The 23,064-nt window shown below is 35.2% G+C and carries 18 protein-coding genes; 2 read left to right on the top strand and 16 right to left on the bottom strand.

Features of this window, described 5'->3' with window-relative positions; all coding sequences use genetic code 11:
* Window positions 1-447: 447 nt before the first annotated feature.
* The 9 genes from Q0Q99_RS03840 to Q0Q99_RS03800 form a co-directional block, all read right to left on the bottom strand.
* Entirely contained in the window at window positions 448-3,501 is a 3,054-nt protein-coding gene (locus Q0Q99_RS03840) for an efflux RND transporter permease subunit (RefSeq protein ID WP_293891702.1), read from the bottom strand.
* The gene (locus Q0Q99_RS03835) at window positions 3,501-4,457 is read right to left on the bottom strand and encodes an HlyD family efflux transporter periplasmic adaptor subunit (RefSeq protein ID WP_293891699.1); all 957 of its coding nucleotides are present in this window, start codon (window positions 4,455-4,457) and stop codon (window positions 3,501-3,503) included. Before Q0Q99_RS03835 ends, Q0Q99_RS03840 begins: the two co-directional genes overlap by 1 nt.
* Complete coding sequence (locus tag Q0Q99_RS03830) at window positions 4,426-5,661, bottom strand: TolC family protein (protein ID WP_293891696.1); 1,236 nt, start codon at window positions 5,659-5,661, stop codon at window positions 4,426-4,428. The genes Q0Q99_RS03835 and Q0Q99_RS03830 overlap by 32 nt, the downstream gene beginning before the upstream one ends.
* 29 nt (window positions 5,662-5,690) lie before the next feature.
* The gene (locus tag Q0Q99_RS03825) at window positions 5,691-6,710 is read right to left on the bottom strand and encodes a YncE family protein (protein ID WP_293891693.1); all 1,020 of its coding nucleotides are present in this window, start codon (window positions 6,708-6,710) and stop codon (window positions 5,691-5,693) included.
* Window positions 6,711-6,759: 49 nt separating this feature from the next.
* Complete coding sequence (locus tag Q0Q99_RS03820; protein WP_293891690.1) at window positions 6,760-7,452, bottom strand: phosphatase PAP2 family protein; 693 nt, start codon at window positions 7,450-7,452, stop codon at window positions 6,760-6,762.
* A 221-nt stretch (window positions 7,453-7,673) separates the two neighbouring features.
* On the bottom strand, window positions 7,674-8,096 hold the full coding sequence (locus tag Q0Q99_RS03815; protein WP_293891687.1) for a PepSY-like domain-containing protein: 423 nt from the start codon (window positions 8,094-8,096) through the stop codon (window positions 7,674-7,676).
* A 95-nt stretch (window positions 8,097-8,191) separates the two neighbouring features.
* Entirely contained in the window at window positions 8,192-9,463 is a 1,272-nt protein-coding gene (locus tag Q0Q99_RS03810; RefSeq protein WP_293891684.1) for a HAMP domain-containing sensor histidine kinase, read from the bottom strand.
* Window positions 9,460-10,140: a response regulator transcription factor gene (locus Q0Q99_RS03805; protein ID WP_293891681.1), complete on the bottom strand. Its 681-nt coding sequence runs from the start codon at window positions 10,138-10,140 to the stop codon at window positions 9,460-9,462. The genes Q0Q99_RS03810 and Q0Q99_RS03805 overlap by 4 nt, the downstream gene beginning before the upstream one ends.
* 471 nt (window positions 10,141-10,611) lie before the next feature.
* Window positions 10,612-11,136 carry a hypothetical protein gene (locus Q0Q99_RS03800; RefSeq protein WP_293891678.1) on the bottom strand — a complete coding sequence of 175 codons (525 nt, stop codon included), beginning with the start codon at window positions 11,134-11,136 and terminating at the stop codon, window positions 10,612-10,614.
* A gap of 618 nt (window positions 11,137-11,754) precedes the next feature.
* On the opposite strand from Q0Q99_RS03800, the gene Q0Q99_RS03795 reads away from it, so the two are divergent.
* Window positions 11,755-12,507: a hypothetical protein gene (locus Q0Q99_RS03795; protein WP_293891675.1), complete on the top strand. Its 753-nt coding sequence runs from the start codon at window positions 11,755-11,757 to the stop codon at window positions 12,505-12,507.
* Window positions 12,508-12,544: 37 nt separating this feature from the next.
* Here the strand turns inward: Q0Q99_RS03795 and Q0Q99_RS03790 are convergent, their stop codons facing one another.
* The 6 genes from Q0Q99_RS03790 to Q0Q99_RS03765 form a co-directional block, all read right to left on the bottom strand.
* Window positions 12,545-14,311, bottom strand: coding sequence for a DUF885 family protein (locus Q0Q99_RS03790; protein ID WP_293891672.1), 1,767 nt, complete (start codon window positions 14,309-14,311; stop codon window positions 12,545-12,547).
* Window positions 14,312-14,375: 64 nt separating this feature from the next.
* A complete protein-coding gene (locus tag Q0Q99_RS03785; RefSeq protein WP_293891669.1) occupies window positions 14,376-14,738 on the bottom strand; it encodes a nuclear transport factor 2 family protein in 363 nt (120 codons plus the stop codon).
* Between the two features lie 63 nt (window positions 14,739-14,801).
* A complete protein-coding gene (locus Q0Q99_RS03780; RefSeq protein WP_293891666.1) occupies window positions 14,802-15,710 on the bottom strand; it encodes a pseudouridine synthase in 909 nt (302 codons plus the stop codon).
* 185 nt (window positions 15,711-15,895) lie between these two features.
* Window positions 15,896-16,816, bottom strand: a complete 921-nt coding sequence (locus Q0Q99_RS03775) for a geranylgeranylglycerol-phosphate geranylgeranyltransferase (protein ID WP_293891663.1) — start codon at window positions 16,814-16,816, stop codon at window positions 15,896-15,898.
* A gap of 12 nt (window positions 16,817-16,828) precedes the next feature.
* Window positions 16,829-17,767, bottom strand: coding sequence for a mevalonate kinase (locus Q0Q99_RS03770; protein WP_293891660.1), 939 nt, complete (start codon window positions 17,765-17,767; stop codon window positions 16,829-16,831).
* Window positions 17,764-18,846 carry a diphosphomevalonate decarboxylase gene (locus Q0Q99_RS03765; RefSeq protein WP_293891657.1) on the bottom strand — a complete coding sequence of 361 codons (1,083 nt, stop codon included), beginning with the start codon at window positions 18,844-18,846 and terminating at the stop codon, window positions 17,764-17,766. Before Q0Q99_RS03765 ends, Q0Q99_RS03770 begins: the two co-directional genes overlap by 4 nt.
* 87 nt (window positions 18,847-18,933) lie before the next feature.
* Here Q0Q99_RS03765 and Q0Q99_RS03760 point away from each other — a divergent pair, with 87 nt between their 5' ends.
* Window positions 18,934-19,407 (top strand): TspO/MBR family protein, encoded by a 474-nt coding sequence (locus Q0Q99_RS03760; protein ID WP_293891655.1) that lies wholly within the window; start codon window positions 18,934-18,936, stop codon window positions 19,405-19,407.
* 52 nt (window positions 19,408-19,459) lie between these two features.
* On the opposite strand, the gene Q0Q99_RS03755 is transcribed toward Q0Q99_RS03760, so the two are convergent.
* On the bottom strand, window positions 19,460-22,456 hold the full coding sequence (locus Q0Q99_RS03755) for a fibronectin type III domain-containing protein (protein WP_293891652.1): 2,997 nt from the start codon (window positions 22,454-22,456) through the stop codon (window positions 19,460-19,462).
* Window positions 22,457-23,064: the final 608 nt, after the last annotated feature.

Genomic DNA, 23,064 nt, shown 5'->3' with positions numbered 1-23,064 from the left:
GTATGGTGAAATTGGTAGACATGCCAGACTTAGGATCTGGTGCCGCAAGGCGTGTAGGTTCGAGTCCTATTACCCGCACTCAAATAATCTCTAAAGCGTTGAATTTAAACGATTTAGAGATTTTTTATTTTAATATTCCCCGATAATTCCCCGAATTATTGTTTTTTTCTGTTAGCTCATTTAATTTCATTAAATTCGATTAATTATAAAAACGATTAAATGGAATAAATTTTCGTTGAAGCGTTGAAATGTGCCTTAAAACATTGATAAATTATTGTTTTGGTTTCAAAACATAATCAACAATAGGGATGCCGATTTATAATAATTACCGATGGTGATAAATATATATTTTTTATCACTAACTACAAGAATGATTTTGTCAACAAAACTATCTTTTATTATGAAACTTAGGTCTATTCAATGAGGATTTAAATAGAAGCCCTAAATCTACTCCAAATGCTTAAAATGCTTTTCATTTTTATATACCAAGCACAATAAACTTGGTAATACAATCAATAATAAAGGCATGGCAATTAGAAATCCGCCAATCACGGCAATAGCCAATGGTTGATGCAATTCTGAACCCGTACCTATTCCGATTGCTAATGGTAAAAGTGCAATGATGGCGCCCAGAGCAGTCATCAATTTGGGGCGCAATCGTGTTGAAATTGAATATATTATTGATTGATTTACGTTTCGGGTTAATTTGAACGTTTCCCTAAACTGTAGAAAAGTAAAAATGGCATTTTCTGATATGATGCCGACAATCATAATGATTCCAGTATAACTTCCAACATTTAAAGGAGTTCCCGTGATAAAAAGCAAAATATAGCTACCTGAAATGCCTAGAACAGATATTAAAAGTATCGTTAAAGCAATTCTAAAATCCCTAAACAAAAATAAAATAACGCCAAAAATCAACAAGGAAGAAGCTATTAAAATCATTAGTAATTCTCTGAAAGATTGCTGTTGGTCTTTATAAGCTCCGGCATATTCAATATAATAACCACTTGGCAAATGAATGTCATTAGTAACTTTAGTCTGAATTTCCTGCATGACACTTCCTAAATCCCGGTTGTCTAATCGTCCTGTTACGACACTCATCATTTGAAGATTTTCACGCTCAATTTCAGCAACACCTTTTTGAACAGAAATCGTAACCAAACTCGAAATAGGTATAGATTGTCCGTTGGGTAAAAATATTTTGAGTTGTTTGATGTCCTCCAAACTTCGCTTCTGACCATTAGCATAAATCAACCGGATTGGCGTTTGTTTTTCATTTTCTAATAAACTGCCAACAACGTTACCTTCTAGTGCTGTTTGCATTTGAAATTGCAAATCGGTTGGTGTAATTCCGTATTGTGCCAATTTTGAATAATTCGGTTCAATATTTACAGCTGGTCCGGCCAGAATAATACCATCAAAAACATCAGCAGTTCCTTTTACTTTTTCAACGATGGCGGTAACTTCTTTGGCTATTTTTTGAAGTTCGGCCTGGTTATTTCCATAAACTTTTACTTCGATAGGCGAAACCGAGCTCATTAAATCCCCCAACATATCGCCAATAACCTGCCCAAAATCAATCCGCAATGCAGGCTGAGTGGCTTCCACTTTGGCACGAATTTCATCAATAACATCGTTACTGATTTTGTTTCTGTCTTTTTTTAACTGAATTAAATAATCACCACGATTGGGTTCCGTTATAAAAAAGCCCATTTGTGTTCCGGTTCTTCTGCTATAAGCTTCAACTTCGGGAACTTTTATAATTATTTTTTCTACCTCGGTAAGCATTCTATCTGTTTCTTCAAGCGAAGTTCCGGGTGGACTTTCGTAATCCATAACAATACTCCCTTCGTCCATCTCTGGTAAAAAACCAGTTTCTAAATTTGGCAAAATAATAAAAATAGATAGCACTAAAATGATACAGAATACAATGCTAATAATAGGTTTTTCTATAAAATAAGCCACCCATTTTTGAGTTTTTACTTCATGCATTTCGACCATTTCTTGTTTTTCAGAATTTGTTTTTTCTTTTTTGGAAAGCAACAAATAAACCACCGGAAGCAATAACCAGGTAACAAAAAACGAGCAAACCAATGTAATAATCATCGTATCCGTTAACACTTTGAAATAAGAACCTGCAACACCACTCATCAAAACAAAAGGGAAAAATATCACAATCGTACTAATTGATGAACCCACCATTGCAGGAAATAAATAATGAATCGCTTTTTGCAAAAGTGTCACCGTTGGTTCGTCAGGATGTTCTTCGTGTGTTCGGTGGATTTGTTCAACAACTACAATCGCATCATCTATAATCAATCCCAATGCAGCGGCAATCGCACCCAAAGTCATGATATTAAATGTTTCTCCAGTGAGATACAAAACGATAAGCGTTAATCCAAGGGTTACCGGAATGGTTATCAAGATGGTAGCGCTGGCTTTGGCGGACTTCAAAAACAATACAGCAACAATTATGGCTAAGAATAATCCAATTAATAAACTATCGGTAACACTTTTTACCGCATCATTTACAAAAGTGGCTTGCTGATAATAAGGCGTGATTTTGATTCCGTTTGGAAGTATTTTTTTTAAATCCTCTAATTTGGAATTCATGGCATCCGTCAACGAAATCAAATTGGAATTGGGTTGTTTGATAACCGCAACCAATATACTTTCCTTGCCATTGGCATTGACTTTTATGTATTCTTTCGCTTCCTTAATTTCAACAGCCGCGATGTCTTTTAAGGTAACAATTCCTTTTCCATTATTGCTGATAACCAGGTTTTCAAGTTCGTCCTTTTTATCAACCTGTGCGTCGGTAATTGTTAAATACAAATACCGATAATCTGATAAATACCCATTCGATTTGATAAAGTTGGTTTGGCTTAAAACTTGCGAAATGGCATTTGGTGTTATCCCGAGCGCAGTCATTTTATCAAAATCTAACGCCAGCCAATATTCTTTTTCCTTACCGCCAATAATCCGAATTTCGGAAACACCATCAATTTGGGAGAGGAAAGGCTTAATGGTATAGTTAGCAATTTTCTTTAACTCTACTGCCGATTTTCCTTTACCTTCAATCGCATAACCAATAACCGGAAGAATGGAAGGATTCATTTTCTCCACCGTGATTTGTGTATCTGGCGGTAACTCATTTTTTATTTGGTTAATTTGTGCTTCTATTCTGGTTTTGCTCAAATCAATATCCGATTTCCAGTCCATAAAAGCCGAAATCTCGCAACTTCCGCGACTGGTTGTGCTGCGGACGGTTTTTAAATCCTGTACTTTTTTAATGACATTTTCCAATGGTTTGGTAACCGTAATCATCATTTTGTCGATGGGTTGTTGTCCTGCATCAACAATGATTTTAATTTTCGGAAAGGTAATTTCCGGGAATAAACTTGTTTGCATTTTGGAATACGCAAAAAAGCCACCCAAAATAATTAGGAAAATAACAGCACTTAAACCATTTTTATGTTTTACAAAAAAGTTGTTCATTACAATGCAGTTTTTATAACTTTTACCTTAATCGTATCTGCAACGCCGTAATTCCCTGTTAGTAAAATCTTGTCGTTAAGGGTTAAAACCGGTGACAGGATTTCAATTTTATCTTCGGTTTGAATTCCTTTTTTAATTGGAATTTTTATGGCTGTATCAGCGTTTATCATTTTCATAATCCAAAAATCAGTTTCCGTTTCATCGCTTAATACAGCCGATTTTGGCAGCGATATTGTTTTTGAATTCGATGATTTGTTTATCCTGACTTTTACAATTAAATTCTCAGGAATATCTTGTTTCCCATTTATTTTTAATACCACATTTTGCGTTTGTGAAGCAGCGTCAACCGTTGGCGAAAATTTTTGAACTGTAGCTGTCCTTGTTGTGGCATCTGGCAAAGTAACCGTCAATTGTTGGCCAACCGAAATATATTTTTTCAATTCATAAGGCAGACTCAAAAGTACTGCAAAGCTTTTAGCATCATTAATTGTTACCAAAGCATCGCCATCCTGAACGTAATCGCCTTGTTGCACATTGACCATAGTTACAATTCCGTTAGTGTTAGAGCGAACTCGAATAGCACCACCAAAGTTGAGTGTTGGATCTATTTTATTGATGGTGTTTCCTAAAACTTTCGCTTCACGCGTTTTGATTGAAAACAATTCCTTTCCGTTAGGTACGAAATCATTTACGGCGACGTTTACAGAATTCAAATAACCGGTTGCATTGGCTTTTATAGTATTTTTTACCAAATAGGTTGCCGTTGCATTAAGATCAATATAACTTGCGATTCCCGAAGTATCAATTGTAGTTAAAGTTACCGGAACGCTAGCATCGATTGGCTTTTCTGCTACAGCTGTATCTTTACAGGAAATAAGGAAAGTAGGGATTAGAATAAAATATAGTATAGATTTTTTCATAATATTAGTCATTAGAACTCCAGTAATTGATTTCATTGATTAGTTGAAGTTTATTGATTTTATTTTGCGAAATCGAATTATTTATAGTAATCACATTGCCAATCGCAATTACAAAATCAGTAATTTGTGAATCGCCTGACATCAGCAGTTTTTTATTGGCTTCAATAAGTGCGTCAACAATTTCAAGTTGTGACTGCAGTTGATTTTCAATTTCGACAGCCTGTTTCAATTTCTGATCAAGCATTAATAATTGTTGCTTATACTGCTTAGTGAAATTAGCTTCTTTTGCCAGATTTGTAGCCAAAGCCATTTCATTTTTTTGATGCTTCAATGATTTTTGGTATCCGTCATAAATAGGAACCGACAAACCGAAACCCACGCTAAAGCCAAAGTTCTTTTGTGCCTGGTACGTTAGGCTTGACATATATCCCGCATCTCCCGATAAAGAAAATGAGGGTTTATAGGTGTTATCAATCAGTTTGTTTTGGTTGATGATTTTAAGACTATCCACTTCAAATTGTTTTGCGAATATACTTTTATCATTGGATTTAATTTTCAATACGATTTCGGGCTTTTTTAAATTCACGAAAGTGGTATCGGCTTCGCCAGATAAATAATTGAGTAATCCCAAATCATTTTGATACTGCTGCTTCAATTGTAAGACCTGCAATTCCTGCTGTTTTATGGTAGAAAGAAAAACCAGATAATCGGTTTGCTTGTAGATGGAATTTTGGGTTAACTTCTTAAGAACTGAAGCTTCGTCTTTGAGTAATGCGGCCATTTTTTGATTATAATCTAATTGTTCAGCACTTCCCGAAGCTGTAATGTATTGGGCAGTAATCAGTTTGTTTACGTCCTTCCCGACGATTTTTTTGTTTAGAACTATTGATTCCTTAAGCAGTTGAAAACTTTCAGCCTGTGAATTAATTTGGTTTTTACCAATGATTTTTTTATTTACACCGACTAATCCTGAAATAGTTTGGCCATTACTTAGAGCAGTGTCATAGCCAATTCCATTCAAAACCGGAGCATAAGTAGCATTTACATTTGCTGTAATTTGAGGCTTATAATTGGCTTTATTCAACAAACTATCTATCGAATTCGATTTGATCTGATTGGATAAATCTTTTAGCAAAGGCGAATTGGCTTGTGCTTTTTCTATATAAAAGCGTAAGTCCTTTTCTTGCGAAAAAGACTTGACACTAAACAAAAAAAGGATGAAAAAAAAGGTTGATTTCATTGTATTAACTTACTCAAAATCAATTAGTATTATTTAGAACTTTCAACGACCAAAACAACAAAGGAATTTGGCATTAAACTGGCGCGTGGTTTTGGTTTTTCTGTTGTTGGTTCTGGCTTGGCGCCAAAATCGGCTGTGGACAAATACAATTGATTTGTTGTTTTATTCAGAGCAATTGTTCTTGCGCCTTTTTGTGTTTTTACTGTCTCCTGAACCGAAAAGGTATTTGCATTTTCTTCTTTGACAACGGTAATAGTTCCTATTCCATTGGAACTAAAAGCCAACTTCTTTTTTGTGTCAAAGGCTACACCATCACAGCCATCTTCTATAGGTAAGGTTGTAATGACTTTCCCGTTAGCAGCATCCACGATTACCATTAAGTTATTACCACAAACAGAAAATAATCGATTAGTTTCTAAATCAATGGCTAAGCCCGAAGGTTCATCACCTGGAGCTATACTCCACGTAGCTGTTACTTCTAGGGTTTTGGCATCAATGGTTTTAATTTGATTTTTATCTTCAATGTTTATATAAATCAATCCTTTGGTATTGGTCACAGAAAATTCCGGTTTACCCTCAAGTGGAATGGTTTTGATCACTTTATTAGTTACAGCATCAAGAACTGTGGCATCATTGCTTTTGGCATTATACGTAAATACTTTTTGGGTAAATTTATCATATAAAAGAGCGTCGGGCTTCTGACCTTCGATGGTAACTTTTTCTATTAACTCAAAAGTGGTCAGATTAACAATCGTAACGGCATTGTCTTTTCCATCGGTAATAAATGCTTTGTTCAAATCATTGGCAATAGCAATGCCATGAACTCCTTTAGTATCAGGAATGGTCGCAATGGTTTTATCGGTTTTTAAGTCAATCACATTCACCACACTACCGTGCGACACAAATAAGTGTTGGTTTACATCGTCAACTGCAAGATAGTCCCATCCTTCATCGCCAACAATATTGATTTTTTTGGATACTTTATACGTTTGTGCGATACCATTACTAATGCAAAAACTTATAACTAGAAGTGAAATTATTTTTTTCATAGTGTTATTTTCATAGTGTAAATATCTGAATTACTTTTAGTTTAAATAGCTATTTTAGATTTAAAATCATGCCTAAGCCCATTTGGTTTCCATTGTAAAAAGGAGCTATCATTCCAGTGTCTATATTTTTTTTGGATTTAAAAATGTGTTTATTTACATAAGGGAAAATCCAGTAAGCCAGTTTAGTACTTAAAATTCCAATACCCGCACCTGCGGCTACATCTGTTAACCAGTGTTTGTTGTTATAAATCCTGAAAAAACCTGTTCCTGTGGCTACAATATATCCTGATATTCCATACCAAACAGAAACATCTTTATATTCCTGCCACATGAATTCGGCTCCTGCAAAAGCGGTGGCAGTATGCCCTGATGGAAAAGAATCAAAATTACTGCCATCAGGTCGTTCTATTTTTGTTAAAGATTTTAAGCCAATCACCGTGCCCGCCATTAATAAGTAAGATGTTCCTAATATAATGGTTCTGTTCCGTAAATTGTTTTTGCCTTTTATTCCACATAAATTTAAGGCATAAACCGATAATGCCGGAGCGTATTGTGAGTAATCATCAATTGTAAGTTTACCATCAATATCGTCAGTAACTTCATTTCGTATTCCTAAATTGAAATCTTTTAAATCATCACTTGCTAAACCAATAACGCCATATCCTATTAATGCTGTTGGAATAATTATTTGTTTGTACTTAAACTTTAAATTTTCCCCGCGTATGCTGTCTTTGTTTGACAAATCCTGCGCATTTAATATATAATATGGCAGTATTAAAATTAGTAAAACTAGATTTTTTATAGGGTTGCTCATCAAAAATTGGTATTACTATTTTTTAATTTGAATGATACAAATATGAAATACGATTCTATTTAAATCTATGTAGTTCTGAGACATTATATCAAAAGAATGGAAGTCAGTTTTTATACCAACTCCCATTCATTTAAGACGAAAAGTTTAAATTATTCTTTTACAGCTGTGCCATCTGGTTTAAAAGCAAGGCTTTTACTTTTTAATCCTTTTTTCAGGTCAACTTCATAAATGGTTCCATGTTTAGCCGTTTCCGTTTTATCTGCTTCAGCAATTTTCCAATCACTATAGTTCATTTTAACGGATGCTAAGATAGTTTTTGGTAATTTGGCAGCTTTAATTTCCTGTTCGGTTTCCAGCCAGGTGCCATCTTGACCAAAATTAGCAGAAATTTTTTCGCCATCAAGCGTAAATTCTGCTTCCCATTCTTTTGGACCTTCCTTACCCCAACTAACTTTCGTTGCTTTAGGGAATTTTTTTGCAAAAGCATCAGATACCACTTTTGGAGGTGTGCCTGCAAACGAACAATTGTATATTAATACCATTGCTAAAATCATCATTACTTTTTTCATCATTTCATTTATTAATTTTATTGTAAATCATTTTACATTACAAACCTAAGTATCAAATCTATTTTGTTTCTATTCTAATGCTGTAACAATTCAGTTTATTATTTAATCGCTAAAGTAAACCGATGCTTGTTGGCAATAAACTTATATTTTAGTGATAATTGACTTACTTCAGCAATTTCATTTGCAATGGCTAAACCCAATCCAATCGATAAATGTGAGGTAGAGTTTTTTTGAAAACGTTTGAAAAGCAATGCCATATTCAACGATTCCTCTATACCGGTATTATGTATAGTGAGACTGGTTGCTTTTATAAAAATTACAATGCTTCCATCTGCTATATTATGCCTTATGGCATTTTGCAACAAATTATTAATCAGTATCAAACATAAATCGGGGTTCATGTTAATTAAGAAATCTTCCTCAATGTTTTTGAGTACAACTATTTTATGAGCTTTAATATGTTCGTCGAATAAAATCAATGAATTATCAATGATTTTTTCGACCGAAACTTTCTCGGTAGTTGTGAATTGTCGGTTCTCAATTCTTGTCAGTAATAAAAGAGACTGGTTTAAACGTATCAATTTTGAACAGGCATCATCAATTCCGGCAATTAATTTCATTTCATAATCTTTCAGGTTTTCAGATTGAATAAGTAAATCAACTTTAGATTTTATGACTGCAAGTGGTGTTTGAATTTCGTGTGAAGCATTTTCAGAAAATCGTTTTTGACTGTTATAATCCGATATCATTTTTTCCATCATAGCGTTGAGGGAATCATTCAGATCAAAAAATTCCTTTACGGATGTTATTTCAAAGTTTGGTAATGCATTATCACTCGCACGGAATTCCTTTAACGAGGTTACAGTGTTGTAAAAAGGTTTCCACAAGGTTTTGGAAACCCAAAAATTAATAAGCATCGAAATCAGAAAAAGAAAAAACAATATAAAAACAAGCAGGTAAAATATCCCTTCAACCAATTCGTCAAATTCTATAGTGCTGCGCCAAACCTTAATTTGATAATTGGTATTTTTAAAGGAAACATTGGATTTTATCATCCTGTTTGGTGCTAATTCATTTTCTTTTTTATCCAGAATTAATGTATCTGCAAATACAGGTTTAGTTACTGCTGTAGGAGTATATTTGGAAATGGTTTTAATTTGAGCTTCCCCACTTTTAGTGATTAACTGCAAAGCTACTGCATCATTTTCTTTTAAGTATTGTTCAACTAATGCTGAACGATTTAACAGTAACTCATTATTTCCATCTTGCACCTCTTTTGTGATGATGTAATAACAAACAAAACCTGACAATATTAATATTGGAATGCTGAAAAACAGGTAGTAAAGACTTGTTTTAGCTAGTAATTTCATTCGGCAGTTTTAAAATTATAACCTATTCCGTATATGGTTTTCAGATAATCTTCACACTTTTTTTCCAATAATTTTTTTCTAAGATTTTTTACATGATTGTATATAAAATCAAAGTTGTCCAGACTATCGGCATTGTCTCCCCAAAGATGTTCGGCTAAGGCGTTTTTACTAACTACACGGTTTTTATTGGCTATAAAATAAAGCAACAAATCGTATTCTTTGGATGTCAAAATCACATTCCTGCCGTGAACAAATACACTTCTTTCAACCGGAAGAATTTTAATTTCATTGACAACAATTTCTAAATTGCCATCAAAACTTTTTCGCCTGATTAACGCTTTTATTCGGGAATTAAGCTCCGACAAATGAAAAGGTTTGGGCAAATAATCATCGGCACCCAGATCTAAACCATAAATTTTATCATCAAGCGAATTTTTTGCTGAAATGATAATAACTCCGGCTTTTGATTTCCTTAGCTTTATTTCTTTGATTAAATCCAATCCTGAACCATTGGGCAACGTAATATCTACCAGGATGCAATCGTAGTCATAAATCGCTATTTTCTGCTTGGCTTTAACATAATCAACTGCAATTTCCACTACATTACCTTCCATTTCAAAGTATTGCTTGATGCTTTTTTGCAATTCGGGTTCGTCTTCGATTAATAATATTTTCATTCTCTCGTAAAATTAGTATTATAATCAAACAAACGCTATTTAAAATTAGGCGAAATACACTCCTCTAATTTAGTAGTATAAATTATCGTCACTCAAAGAGGAACAGACAACCTAAACCATATTGGGGTGTTTCATCACGATGATCGACTCCAAATTCAAATCCCGGCCCAACAGTTAAATGCTTATTAACAACCCACTGTACAGAAGCTTCGATGGTATTGTAGGGCAAGTGAATTTCATCAGGCGCTGCATTTGGTTGTGTTTTGAATTCATTTGTTTCAAGATTATAATCTACAATAACATTCAGTTTATTTTCTTTAACAACCCAATTATATCCTACTCTAAATCCATATAGAAATTTAGTCCAGTGGTCACCGTCAATTAAGGCACCTGCATCGTCATAAGTTGAAGCCGTTGTTACTGAGCCAAACTGTTCTCTCGCACTAAAATTTAGATAAACAGAGCCCGGCCCTAAAAATTTGCAAACACAGCCGTCATTTTTACAAAACTCCCAGCTTTAGAACCTTCTCTAAAAGCAGGTGTATTTCTTAATCCCGGCAAAGGGAAATTAATTTCAAGCAATGTACCAATAGTTGGCCTCGAACTTTTTTTACCTCCATCCTTTATCCAACGTTGATTGAAGCCTAAATTTAATTGCCCTGAATTATCTGTCCCGTCATGTTCAAGAAAAAAGGAAGCTAATAATTGAGAATTTTCTAAAAATTTTGATTTGCTTTTGGGAGTATACTCTAATTCAGGTTCTATTCCCATAATTTGACTTTCTGCTTTACTATATGCAAATGTTGGTAAAATTCTAAACTCAAGTTCTCCGGGAGGTGTAGGTTGACCATCTTCTAAAGAATTAAAGGCATCACAAGACTGGAGCCTTGTAACATCATCTTCTTTTGGTGGTTTCGGATTAGTATTTGTTTGAGAAAAAATAATTCCTGTATTTAAAACAAGAATTATGGACAGGCTGCGATAAATTAATTTCATTGATTTTATGGTTTTTGTTGCTATTAGAAAACAAATTTTATTTTTAATTCTATTTTATTTCTGTAGTAATTCTATCGTTCTGAAAATTTATTAAGTGGGTTGGACACTCAATATATACCCTGTTACAAAAAAAAACTAATCGTTTAAAATATCATGTTAACACCCACCAGTGTATAGCTACTGTTAGAATTAAATGAATAATGAAAATTGGTTTGGAAGGTTTTAAATTGCCTATTTGAGAAGTGAAAAAGATAGTAAGGCACACAACCACTTTTCATTTTTACAGTATGCTTTTTTAAATTAAAAAGTAATAGTAGTGATAATGAAATCTATTTACATTCTATTTTAAATAAGAGTTTCTGCTATTGCATTATAAAGCGCAGCACTTTAGATTTGGTTCCAATAGTAATTTTACAAAGGTTTAATTTTCTTTAAATTTGGTTAATTGCAAGTGCGATTTCTATTACCCGCACTGAAAAGCTCTAACGTTTGTTAGGGCTTTTTTTGTTAAATTAGTTAATAATATGTTTACACTTTATTGTTTTAGGATGTTTTAATTTTTGTAAAATGATTTATTTTTACAACATAAAAGTCTTTTGATATAAATTTATAATCCTAATGAAAGGTAAAAAGCTTATGATAACCGCCATTGTAGCTATTTTACTGGCGTTTTCGGTATACTTACTTTATAAAAACACAAGTACTTCTATTGCTGCTCAAAAACAGAAAGAATTAGACGAGGCGATTAAACAAATCGAAGTACTACATGCCGAGATTGTTGAGAAAGATAAAATTGTTGAAGAAGCAGAACAGAAAACCAAAAAGCTGGAATCCAGTTCCTTTAATCAATCTTTTGGTCAAAATTTACCAATCATAGAAATTGTCGATAATGATTTGAGTGATGGCAATAGCACAAGTGAAAACGGAAAGAAAGTGCATAAATTGATGTATCATCATCAGTTGCGATTTTACTTATTGAACGTTGGGAAAAACTCATTGAAGGATGTTATCTTTTCTATAAAAGATATTTATAATGATCCAAAAGAGAAACAGAAAAAAGGAAAATCTGCCGGAAAATATGATTACATGGGGCAATCTATCGATGGGGACGAGATTGGAACTTATGAAAATATAGAATTGCACACGCTGAATCTAAAATCGAAAAAATTAATCTACACCAGCAGCTTACCAGGAAGTTTTGGCGTAGGCGATTACTTCTATAATGTAGTCGTTGAATGGAACCAAGGATTTTATCAGGTGAAAATTAACATCGAAGAAATTGATGGAAAGCTTAGTTACAAATATGATTTTTATGATGTCACGGGAAATCCGATAAATTATAAAAGCCTGGGGATGACTGTTAAAAACTAAAAAAAATGTCCCAAACTAATGGGACATTTTTTATTATTTATTTACCGGTTTCTATCCAGTTGTTTATTTTCTTTTCCAAAAGTGCTAAAGGCAACACACCCGATTCCAATACTTTTTGATGGAAAACCTTGATGTCAAATTTATCTTTCATCCTTTCCTGCGCCTTTTTACGCAATTCCAAAATTTTCATCTGACCCATTTTATAAGACAATGCCTGTCCGGGAATTGCCATATAACGCTCAATTTCAGCAGTAATTCCTGATTCAGTTTCGGCTTCGTTCTCCAAAGAATATTTAATAGCCTGCTCACGCGTCCAACCTTCATTATGAATTCCCGTATCAACCACCAATCGAACTGCTCTGTGCATTTCGTTTCCTAACATTCCGAAGTATTGATAAGGATCTGTGTATAAGCCCAACTCTTTTCCTAAACTCTCCGTGTATAAAGCCCAACCTTCACCATAGGCACCAAACCAATTGAATTTCCTAAAATCAGGTAAATCTTTGTTTTCCTGCTGCAATGAAATTTGGAAGTGATGTCCGGGAATCGCTTCGTGCAGGAACAAATCTTCGTCACCATAACAATTGTATGTTTTCACATCTGGAATTGGCACGTAAAAAGTTCCCGGTCTTGTACCATCGGCTGAACCCTGACTGTACTCTGCGCTAGCTGATTTTTCTCTAAACGCTTCTGTTCTTTTGATTTGGAAAGAAGATTTTGGTTGCAATGAAAACAACTTGTCAACGTTGGGCTGAATAATCTTATGTATTCTTTCAAAGTTGGCTATAACGTCTTCCGGAGTTTTGAACGCCATTAATTCAGGGTTTGTTCTAACATGCTCAAAGAATTCGTTTATAGTTCCTTTGAAACCTACTTGATCTTTTACCTTTTCCATTTCGGCTTTGATTCGGGCTACTTCTTTTAGTCCAAGTGCGTGAATTTCGTCCGGAGTTTTGGTAGTAGTTGTCCATTGTTTTGCATAGACTTTGTAAAGTTCTTTACCATTTGGCAAACTGCCTATTCCGCTTGTAGTTCTTGAAGCCGTTAGGTATTCGTTTTTCAAAAACGCCGTCATTTTTTTGAATTGTGGTTCTAATTTTTCCTTGATTGTGGCAACGTACTCTTTTTTCAAAGCGTCTTGTTGTGCGGTCGTAATTTCTTTTGGAAACGATTTTACTGCCGAATAGAACAAATTATCTTCCACATTTGGTGTTACCATACTTTCAAACTGAGGTATAACTTTTACCGTTAGCGATTTTGGCAAAACGATTCCTTTATCGATTCCCTTTTTCATATAAACCATTGCGGAATCCATCCAAACAGAAAATAAATCCATTCTTTTCAGGAAGTTTCTATAATCTTTTTCGGTTTTAAAAGGCTGTGCACTTGAGCCACTGGCAAATTGTCCCAACGTTATGTTTGTTCCCCAGAATTGTTGAACAGGCATTAAATTCGTGTCATATTTTAGTAAATCCTTACCTATAGAAACTTCCCATTTAATAATATCATAGCTGTTTTTCTCTTCAGATGATAAAGCAGTGGTATCAAGAGTTGTCAATTCATTTTCGAATTTATCGTAAAAAGCAACTTGTTTTTTTCGATACGAATCAGTCATTTCAAATACCAATTTGTCATTGTATTCGTTTTGGCCATTTTGTGTTGCTCCCAGAGGATCTAATTCATTTTTACCGTCGAAGTAAGCATCGGTAATTGCTTTAAAATTTTGCTCTTTCTTTTCCGATTTGCAGTTTACAAATAGTAATGACAAGAAAATCATTATTGATATTGTTTTTAAGTTTTTCATATTTAATGTTTAGTTCGTAAAACTATTAGTTTCTATTTTAAGAATTTGTTACTGAAATCATAAATTAACCGTGGTAAACTCTCGAAGCTTTGATTCTTCCGTCATAAATTTCCAGTACTTCGGCCACCGGAATGCTATCTTCATTTTCAACGTTCCTAATGTACTCCATAAAAACCCTATCGGCATTGGATGTCAATGAAGTTACCTTATAATGCAAAGTGGGCAATCGGTCAAAAGCATCTTCCCACCAAGTTCTAAGTGCTTCTTTTCCTGTAACCAAACCGTTGGTTTCGGGATGACGGATTTTTAACTTTGGACTGAAATGCTGTGCTTCATCATCATATAGCGACAATAATTTTTCAAGGTTATGCGCATTAAATGCTTCAAACCAAAGCATTGCGATTGATAAATTTTTTTCTGCTGACATAATTTTTGTAAATAAAAAATCCTCTCGTTCTCATAACAAAAGGATTTTAATAGATGTATAATTTTAACCGTTTTTCAAATTGATTATTTCCTGTTCGGTCAGAAAGCGCCAATTGCCACGAGGTAAATTCTTTTTGGTTAAACCGGCAAAAGCAACTCTGTCAATCCGAAGGACATCATAACTCAAATGCTCGAAAATACTGCGAACAACCTTTACATTTGGGGATTTTATTTGCAACCCGATTTCGCTTTTTGGTTCGTTTTCAATATAGCTTATTTCCTGAACCAACACTTTGTGGCCGTCAATTGTAAGTCCTTTGCTGATTTTTTCCAGGTCATCAAACTTCAGGTTTTTGTCTAATGAAACCTGATAAATTTTTGACGATTTTTGATTCGGCAAAGTAAACTTCCTGATCATATCTGTATCGTTTGTAAACAATAACAGACCTGTCGTATTTTTATCCATTCTCCCAACCGCACCAATCTTTGCCGTCGTTGAACCTTTAACCAACTCCAGAACGTTTCTGTATTCCTGGCCTTCGTCTAATGATGTCGTAAAGTTCTTTGGTTTGTTGAGCAAGATGTATTCTTTCTTTTCCGGAGTTAAAGTTGAGCCATCAAAGTTAACAACATCTCCCGGTTTTACCAAATAACCCATTTCGGTTACCGGAATTCCGTTTACTTTCACATTCCCCGATTGAATGTAAATATCAGCATCACGACGCGAGCATGCACCTGAGTTAGCGATATATTTATTCAAACGGATTTCGTCAGCTGCTTTTGGTCTTTTTGCTACCTGATTCGGTTTCTTTGCTACTTTCTGTGGTGCAGATTCCTCCGATTTTACATTTGGTTTTACTTTTTTCGGTCCCTGAGCACGTTTCGCCATGGCAGGTTTTGGCTTGTTCGAACTTGGCCTCGAACTATTTGGTCGTGAGCCACTTCCTTTATTATTGCCTTCCTTCTTATTCATAATTCTGTAATTTACATCGTCAGTTCGACCATCTTGGCCTTTGTGCTGCAAAGATACATATTTCAGATGCTTTTTTAGGAGCTATTTCCAGCTATCCACTATATCTTTTGCTTTTAGATTGCTTCGTACCTCGCAATGACTAAAAAGCAAAAGGATGTCGTTACTATCTGGGCTAGAAAATAAAATTAAAATCGCAACAGTCTTTTTCCGTGGACAAGCACTTCGGGATTAATCAGAATAATGCAAAAAACGCCGGAAACCACTAGGAATTTCAGGATGTTGTGGAGTTTTAAATAGTCTGGTTTCGAGTTGGACTTCCACAATTTTTGTAAAAAGAAAATCAGTATAATTAAACTTACATAAAAGTAAATATCCATGTAACCAACTTCAAAAACTTCGACTAGGAAATAAACGGGAACCACAGTAGAAAGGGTTAGCAGCGTTATAATTTTTTTAGAAAACTGTTCGCCATAAACCGCAGGAATCGTTTGGTAACCATTGGCAATATCACCTTTTATGTTTTCCAAATCCTTTATCATTTCACGGATTAACAACAAAAGGAAAAGAAATGTAGCATGTGAAAAAATTTGTGGATAGAATGTTTTGTAATACAATAAAATGGCAAAAAATGGTAAAACGGCTAAAAAAGCAGCAGTTAAATTTCCAACAACCAATATTTTTTTGAGTTTATGTGAGTAAAACCAAATTAGGAAAATATAGGCAGAGAAAAACAAAACAGCACGGAACGACACAAAAAATGACAAAAAGAAAACAATAAAATTCACAGTAAAATAAACTCTTAGTTTTGTTTTTTGGCTCACCAATCGATCGAGCTGCGATTTGTTGGGCCGATTGATTAAATCTTTTTTGCTGTCGTAAAAATTATTGATGATGTATCCGGAAGCAATCGTCAAACTGGAAACAAGAACAATCATAAACAAATTGAAATCCAGGATAATATCGAGTGCTCGTTTTTTTTCAGGAGCTAAAATAAAAATAGCAGATATGTATTGGGCCAAAACAATGATGGCAACGTTATAACCACGAACGACAGATAGCATACTGACAATTTTCAGAAGCAAATGTTTGGTTTGTCGTCTTATCATTTTTAGAAATAATTAGAATTGGTAAACCACTTCCAATTTATAATCTTTCAACGATTTTTTTGCTTTTTCTAAGTCTTCGGTAAAGCCTAAAATGTATCCACCACCGCCGGAACCACAAAGTTTTAGGTAGTAATCATTAGTATCTATTCCGTGTTGCCAAACACTGTGAAACGCTTCCGGAATCATTGGTTTAAAATTATTTAAAACAACTTTTGATAATTGTTTGGTGTTTGCAAAAAGTGATTTCATATCGCCGCCAAGGAAATTCTCCACACAGGCATCGGTGTACTTTATGAATTGCGTTTTCAGCATTTTACGAAAACCCTGGTCTTTTAGGTTTTCCATGAAAATGGTAACCATCGGAGCAGTTTCTCCAACAATTCCGGAGTCTAACAAGAACACTGCGCCTTTTCCGATGGTGCTTTGTGACGGAATTCCGGTTGCTTCAATATTATCTTTAGAGTTGATAAGAATTGGAATACTCAAATAACTATTTAATGGATCAAGGCCGGAACTTTTACCATGAAAAAACGATTCCATTTGAGAGAAAATGGTTTTTAGTTGTAATAGTTTTTCTCTTGTCAGATTTTCTAAAACAGTGATTTTATTGTTGGCATATTTGTCATAAATAGCAGCGACTAAAGCACCACTACTTCCAACTCCGTATCCTTGAGGAATACTTGAATCGAAATACATTCCTCGTTCAACATCGGTTTTAAATGCTTCTAAATTGAAAGTTACTAATTCAGATTGCTCGTTTTGCAGTTGCTCCAAATAAGTTGCAAATCGTTTCAATCCTAAATTTGATTTAATGGTTTCCTGAGATGGATTTTCATCCACTTTTAAAGCGCCGTTGTAAAAATTATAAGGAATAGACAAACCTTTTGAATCTTTGATAATTCCGTATTCTCCAAAGAGAAGAATTTTTGAGTAAAAAAGTGGTCCTTTCATATTTTAATTGCTCCTGTTCCTATTGTATCACAAATATACTGACCATTTTGACAATAGCCAACTAATTCGTTCTTAATAAATTGCAAAACACTTTCTCTAACGTTTTCGGGATACAAAACATGTACGTTTGCTCCCGCATCTAAGGTAAAACATACAGGAATTTTAGTCTCATTTCTATATTTCCATAACCTATTTACGATTTCCAGTGTGTTTGGTTTCATCAAAATAAAATAAGGCAGGGAAGTCATCATCATGGCATGCAGCGTCAGTGCTTCGCTTTCCACTATTTTAACAAATTCGTCTAAATCTCCGGTTTCTAAAACTCTCTTTATAACGGATAAATTATGATGCGCTTGTGCAAATCGTTGTTCGGCAAAAGGGTGATTGTACATCAAATCATGTCCAACTGTAGATGAAACTTGTTTTTCGCCTTTGTCAACTAACAAGATTGTGTCCTGATAGTTTTTAAAATTTGGATGAATGTTGGAAGGAAATTCAACGCCAAATAAATCGGAACTTCCATTAAATTCAGTATGTTTCCCCCAAACGATAACATTTCCTTTTACGCTTCTGCAGGCACTTCCAGAACCCAATCGTGCCAGGAAAGATGCTTTTTGATAAAAGTATTCTTCGGTCATGTTTGGGTTTAATGCTTTTTCCAAACTCATAATATTCATAGACAAAGCCGCCATTCCGGAAGCGGAAGAAGCGATGCCCGAACTATGAGGAAATGTATTTTCGGTATCAATGGTAAAATGATAGTCTTTCAAATAAGGACAATAGATTTCAATTCTTTCGAAGAATTTTAAAATTTTGGGTTTGAACTCTTCTTTGGGTTTGCCTTCAAAGAATAAATCAAATGTGAATTTATTGTCAGTTTTTTTTTTGGCGAAAGCCAATTTTGTAATGGTCTTGCAATTAGTAAGCGTAAAGCTGATGGATGGATTTGCCGGAATCTGATTTTCTTTCTTGCCCCAATATTTCACCAAAGCGATATTACTTGGCGCGCTCCATTGAAAACTTTTGTTTTCGATTATAGTTGAAAATGGTTTTGAAATAAAATCCTTTTCGGACAACATAGATTTGAAAATTTAAGCAAAGATACTTTTTTTATAAAAACAACTGATTTTGGTTTAGTATATTTGAGATTATTAAAATAGCTCACTATGCAAAAGATTTTAAGAATTGTTTTGGTCGTTGCCGTATGTGTATCGGTTGGTTATCTATCGGGAATGATAACCAGAGAAAGTATTACAACTTGGTATCCAACTTTGGCAAAGCCTGTTTTTAATCCGCCAAACTGGATTTTCGCACCTGTTTGGACGCTGCTGTATATCATGATGGGAATAGCAGCCGGGTTAATCTGGACAAATGGTTCTGATGAACAAACAACTAAAAAAGCACTTGGTTTCTTTGCAATTCAGTTTGGTCTGAATGCGCTTTGGTCTTACTTGTTCTTTGGTTTGCATAATCCCTTTGTGGCTTTAATTGAAATTATCTTGCTTTGGTTAATGATTGTGGAAACCTATAATCTATTCAAAAAGATTGACAAAACAGCGGGACTTTTATTACTTCCTTACCTGGCTTGGGTGAGTTTTGCAGCAATTCTTAATGCAAGCATTTGGTGGTTGAATAAATAAAAAGCCCCGTCTTTTTCCGGAAAACGAGACGGGACTTTTATGAATTATAGCGTTATTGAATAACTAGTTTTTTGGTTAGTTTCAGGTTGCTATCTAAAGTTATTTCTATCAGATAAACTCCTTTTGCCAAATCGGAAACATCTACAATTATACCTTCAGTAGCAACAGAAGAAACAGCTTTAATTGCTTTTCCTAATATGTCATAGAAAACAACTTTGTTGATTTGTACATTAGTATTGACTAACCCAATTTGAACGGTATTTTTTGCCGGGTTTGGATATAAAACCAAACTGGTAGAATCAAAATCCGCAACACTTAATGGTACAGTAAATTTGGTAGAAAATGTATTGGTTACAATAGCCGGATTGCTGTCAAAAAATATTGAGGCATTATTCGGAATTATGTCACCAGCCTGAAACCCTGGATTAAGTTGAACCTTGAACTGAAGATAACCCACACTGCCATTTTGATTAACACTTGAAGGTGGTAAATGTATGTTCTTGAATTCCCAAACGAGTTGATTATTCACTTTTTTCAGCGTATAGTTATGGCTTGCACTCACCATTCTGACAGTTGTTTCATTTATCTGTGAGTCGAGCACATCTTCAATTCTAACGTCAATAGCATTGGCAGTTCCGTTGTTTTGAAATCTAATTGTGTAAAAGAAATAATCATCCTGGGCAAAGGAGCTGAATGGGATGTTTTTGCCATGAGATTCCATTTTATCATTAGGATCATAGGAATTAACCACAATTTGTGAATTGGAATTGGCGTTGTTTGTCAAATTAATATCATTGGCAGGAGCTGAAATGCTAATACTGTCCGTAAGCAAATCACCTAAGTTTACCGTTGGAACCGTTGGGACTGTCATAGTTACATGAAAAATCCTGGTTTCATTTGGTAAAAGATTGGTGAATGCATATGTAAAACCTGTTCCGTTGGTAACAGTTCCGGTTTGAGTAGTTGTAACTGTAGTAATTTCGGGTGGTTTTACAAAAGTTATTGTTCCGTTTGTAGCTGCAACGCCTTGATTTTTATATATGATTTTGTTTGAATACATAAATCCAGGTCTTGGCGAAGTTAATGGAGCAATTGATATAGTTACATCATTATAAAGGTTTGTTAGTGTAATTGGAAAATATAAAAATTGCGTACCGCTTCCTGCAGGAATACTCATATTAGTATAAGTTGTTGTTCCCGAATTATAATAGCCTACATATTCTGGTTGGATTTGATAACTGAAAGAATAAGTGTTTGCCGAATTAGTATCATATAAAGCAAACTGACCCGTAGGAGAATAGCCATTTACATTTATTCCATTGCTGTTTTGCTGGTAAATAAATGAGCCATTTGGAAATAGAGATTCACCCGTATCCCGAATACCATTGCTGTTTTGATCTACAAAAGCAACCAAGAGTATTTTATCGGCATCGGGGGCGCACGTAACATTGGCAACCCAACCAGGATTATTAACACTTGCATCACTTCTAAATCTGAAAGTTAAACAGCCATCCGGACTTGTCGAAGTAAATGGACCGGGAATGGTAGCTCCCCAAAATCCGCCAGCTAATCCACCTGGAACATTTGCTGCGGCATTTGAACTCATAATTTGTTGTGAGCTTATTGAATTTCCGTCAAAAACATATAATGCATCCCAGTTCGTTTCGGTATTAAATGAACTAAATGCTACCGTTACAATTTCGCCGGGTGTTGTTGGACAAATAACATACGTGTTATCAGAACTATTAGCATAATTGTTAGCTAATCCACCATTGTCAACAAATTGGCCACCGCAAACAGGTGGTGAAGGAGATGTTGTAACAGTAGGGAAACCACACCATGGCGTTGGGTCAACGCATATAGCTCTGATATAAATATTATAACAGGTATTTGCAGCTAATCCGGTTAAAGTGTAAGGATTTGTATTTGCAGTAATGAAGCCTGTTGAAACTGTAGTTGGTGCAGGCGAACCACATGGTAGTGCAAGGATTTGCCAACTTGTGGCGACAGTAGAGTCTGGGTTTATGGGTTGTGTCCAGTTTAATACAACAGAATTTTGTGTTATGGTATTGATTGTAGGCAAGGTAGGTAATCGGCATGCTGGTAGAGGCGCACAGATTACATCTGCAACCCATCCTGCTCTGTTAACAGAAGCATCACTTCTGAATCTGAAAGTCAAACAACCGTCAGGACTTGTTGAAGTAAATGGACCGGGGATAGTAGTTCCGTAATATCCGCCCGCTAATCCTCCAGGAACATTTCCTGCCGGATTTGAACTTGCAATTTGAGGTGCAGCTATTGAGTTGCCGTTGAAAACATACAATGCATCCCAAGTGGCTTCTGTATCAAATGATGTAAAAGTTACTGTTACGACATCTCCTGCAGAGCTCGGACAGATAGTAGTAGTGGTATCAGAATTATTGGCATAATTAGCAGATGAACCACCATTATCTGTGAATTGTCCACCACAAACCGGGGGCGCCGCTATAGTTGTCACTGAGAATGGACCTGTCCATAAACTTACATCGTTGGGAGTTGGACCGCAATTGGCTCTAACATACAAAGCATAACAAGTGCCTGCCGTTAATCCCGTGAAAACATATGGATTTGTTGTTGTTGATAGCCAACCGGTCGTTGCCGCAGTTGGAGCCGGTGAACCACAAGGCAATGCGAGGACATCCCATGCAGTGGCGGATCCGACATTGTTCCAGCCAAAAGTTACTGAGTCAGAAGTCACGCCTGATGTAGTCAAAGCATTAGTCTGAGAAAAACAATCCGAGTATGGAGCGCAAGTCACATTGGCAATCCAACCCGGATTAGAAACTGAAGCGTCACTTCTGAATCTGAAAGTCAGACAACCGCTTTGATCTGTTGAGGTAAAGGGTCCCGGAATAACTGTTCCCCAATATCCTCCGGCCAAGCCACCCGGAACATTACCTGCCGGATTTGAACTTGCAATTTGAGATGATGTTATTGAGTTACCATTAAAAACATAAAGGGCATCCCAATTGGCTTCGGTATTAAAAGATGTAAAAGTTACTGTTGCCACTTCACCTGGATTTGAGGGACAAATGGTAATTATAGAATCACTGTTGTTAGCATAATTAGCTGTGGGGCCTGCAGCATCGGTAAAACTTCCACCACATACCGGTCCTTGTATACAACTTTGGACAATAACAGTAGCAGTACTGGAATCTATTGGACAGAATAATGCCGGATTAGCGTCAAGGGTATAATTAAAAACACTAGTTGTTGATCCTGCTGCAGGAGTGTAAGTGCCTGCTGCAGCATTGAAGGTTCCGCCCGTACCGGAAGTTCTTGTCCAGACTCCGCCCTGTTGTTCAGAAGTTATCAGATCAAATAAATTTATAACAGCAGTAGACGAATCACAAATAGTCTGTATTCCGTCATTCCCGGCAAAGTTAAAAGAAGCGATTAGGTTTATTGTAGAATAATAAACCTGGCCGGCATTTGTGTCATGGACACGAATGTAAACCGTTTGATTTTGACTAAGGTTAACCCGTTGGGTGTAATTATTTAAAGTAAAAATAAATTGATTAAATATTGGTCAAGATACTGAAATTCAGTATCTTGAAGTCGCAAAACAAACCAATATTCATGTCAAATATAGTTAAAAATTATTTAAGAGTTTTAGAA

Source organism: Flavobacterium sp. (assembly GCF_025352425.1).
Taxonomy (GTDB): domain Bacteria; phylum Bacteroidota; class Bacteroidia; order Flavobacteriales; family Flavobacteriaceae; genus Flavobacterium.
Note: the sequence above shows the minus strand (reverse complement) of the source record. Positions and strands in the feature narration are given on the sequence as shown.

Coding starts and splice junctions, on each gene's coding strand:
- Q0Q99_RS03790 (WP_293891672.1), bottom strand. CDS start 14,311: ATGAAAAACTTAAAAACAATATCAATAATGATTTTCTTGTCATTACTA.
- Q0Q99_RS03810 (WP_293891684.1), bottom strand. CDS start 9,463: ATGAAATTACTAGCTAAAACAAGTCTTTACTACCTGTTTTTCAGCATT.
- Q0Q99_RS03770 (WP_293891660.1), bottom strand. CDS start 17,767: ATGAAAGGACCACTTTTTTACTCAAAAATTCTTCTCTTTGGAGAATAC.
- Q0Q99_RS03840 (WP_293891702.1), bottom strand. CDS start 3,501: ATGAACAACTTTTTTGTAAAACATAAAAATGGTTTAAGTGCTGTTATT.
- Q0Q99_RS03760 (WP_293891655.1), top strand. CDS start 18,934: ATGCAAAAGATTTTAAGAATTGTTTTGGTCGTTGCCGTATGTGTATCG.
- Q0Q99_RS03835 (WP_293891699.1), bottom strand. CDS start 4,457: ATGAAATCAATTACTGGAGTTCTAATGACTAATATTATGAAAAAATCT.
- Q0Q99_RS03825 (WP_293891693.1), bottom strand. CDS start 6,710: ATGAAAAAAATAATTTCACTTCTAGTTATAAGTTTTTGCATTAGTAAT.
- Q0Q99_RS03785 (WP_293891669.1), bottom strand. CDS start 14,738: ATGTCAGCAGAAAAAAATTTATCAATCGCAATGCTTTGGTTTGAAGCA.
- Q0Q99_RS03765 (WP_293891657.1), bottom strand. CDS start 18,846: ATGTTGTCCGAAAAGGATTTTATTTCAAAACCATTTTCAACTATAATC.
- Q0Q99_RS03775 (WP_293891663.1), bottom strand. CDS start 16,816: ATGATAAGACGACAAACCAAACATTTGCTTCTGAAAATTGTCAGTATG.
- Q0Q99_RS03805 (WP_293891681.1), bottom strand. CDS start 10,140: ATGAAAATATTATTAATCGAAGACGAACCCGAATTGCAAAAAAGCATC.
- Q0Q99_RS03815 (WP_293891687.1), bottom strand. CDS start 8,096: ATGATGAAAAAAGTAATGATGATTTTAGCAATGGTATTAATATACAAT.
- Q0Q99_RS03795 (WP_293891675.1), top strand. CDS start 11,755: ATGAAAGGTAAAAAGCTTATGATAACCGCCATTGTAGCTATTTTACTG.
- Q0Q99_RS03800 (WP_293891678.1), bottom strand. CDS start 11,136: ATGAAATTAATTTATCGCAGCCTGTCCATAATTCTTGTTTTAAATACA.
- Q0Q99_RS03780 (WP_293891666.1), bottom strand. CDS start 15,710: ATGAATAAGAAGGAAGGCAATAATAAAGGAAGTGGCTCACGACCAAAT.
- Q0Q99_RS03830 (WP_293891696.1), bottom strand. CDS start 5,661: ATGAAATCAACCTTTTTTTTCATCCTTTTTTTGTTTAGTGTCAAGTCT.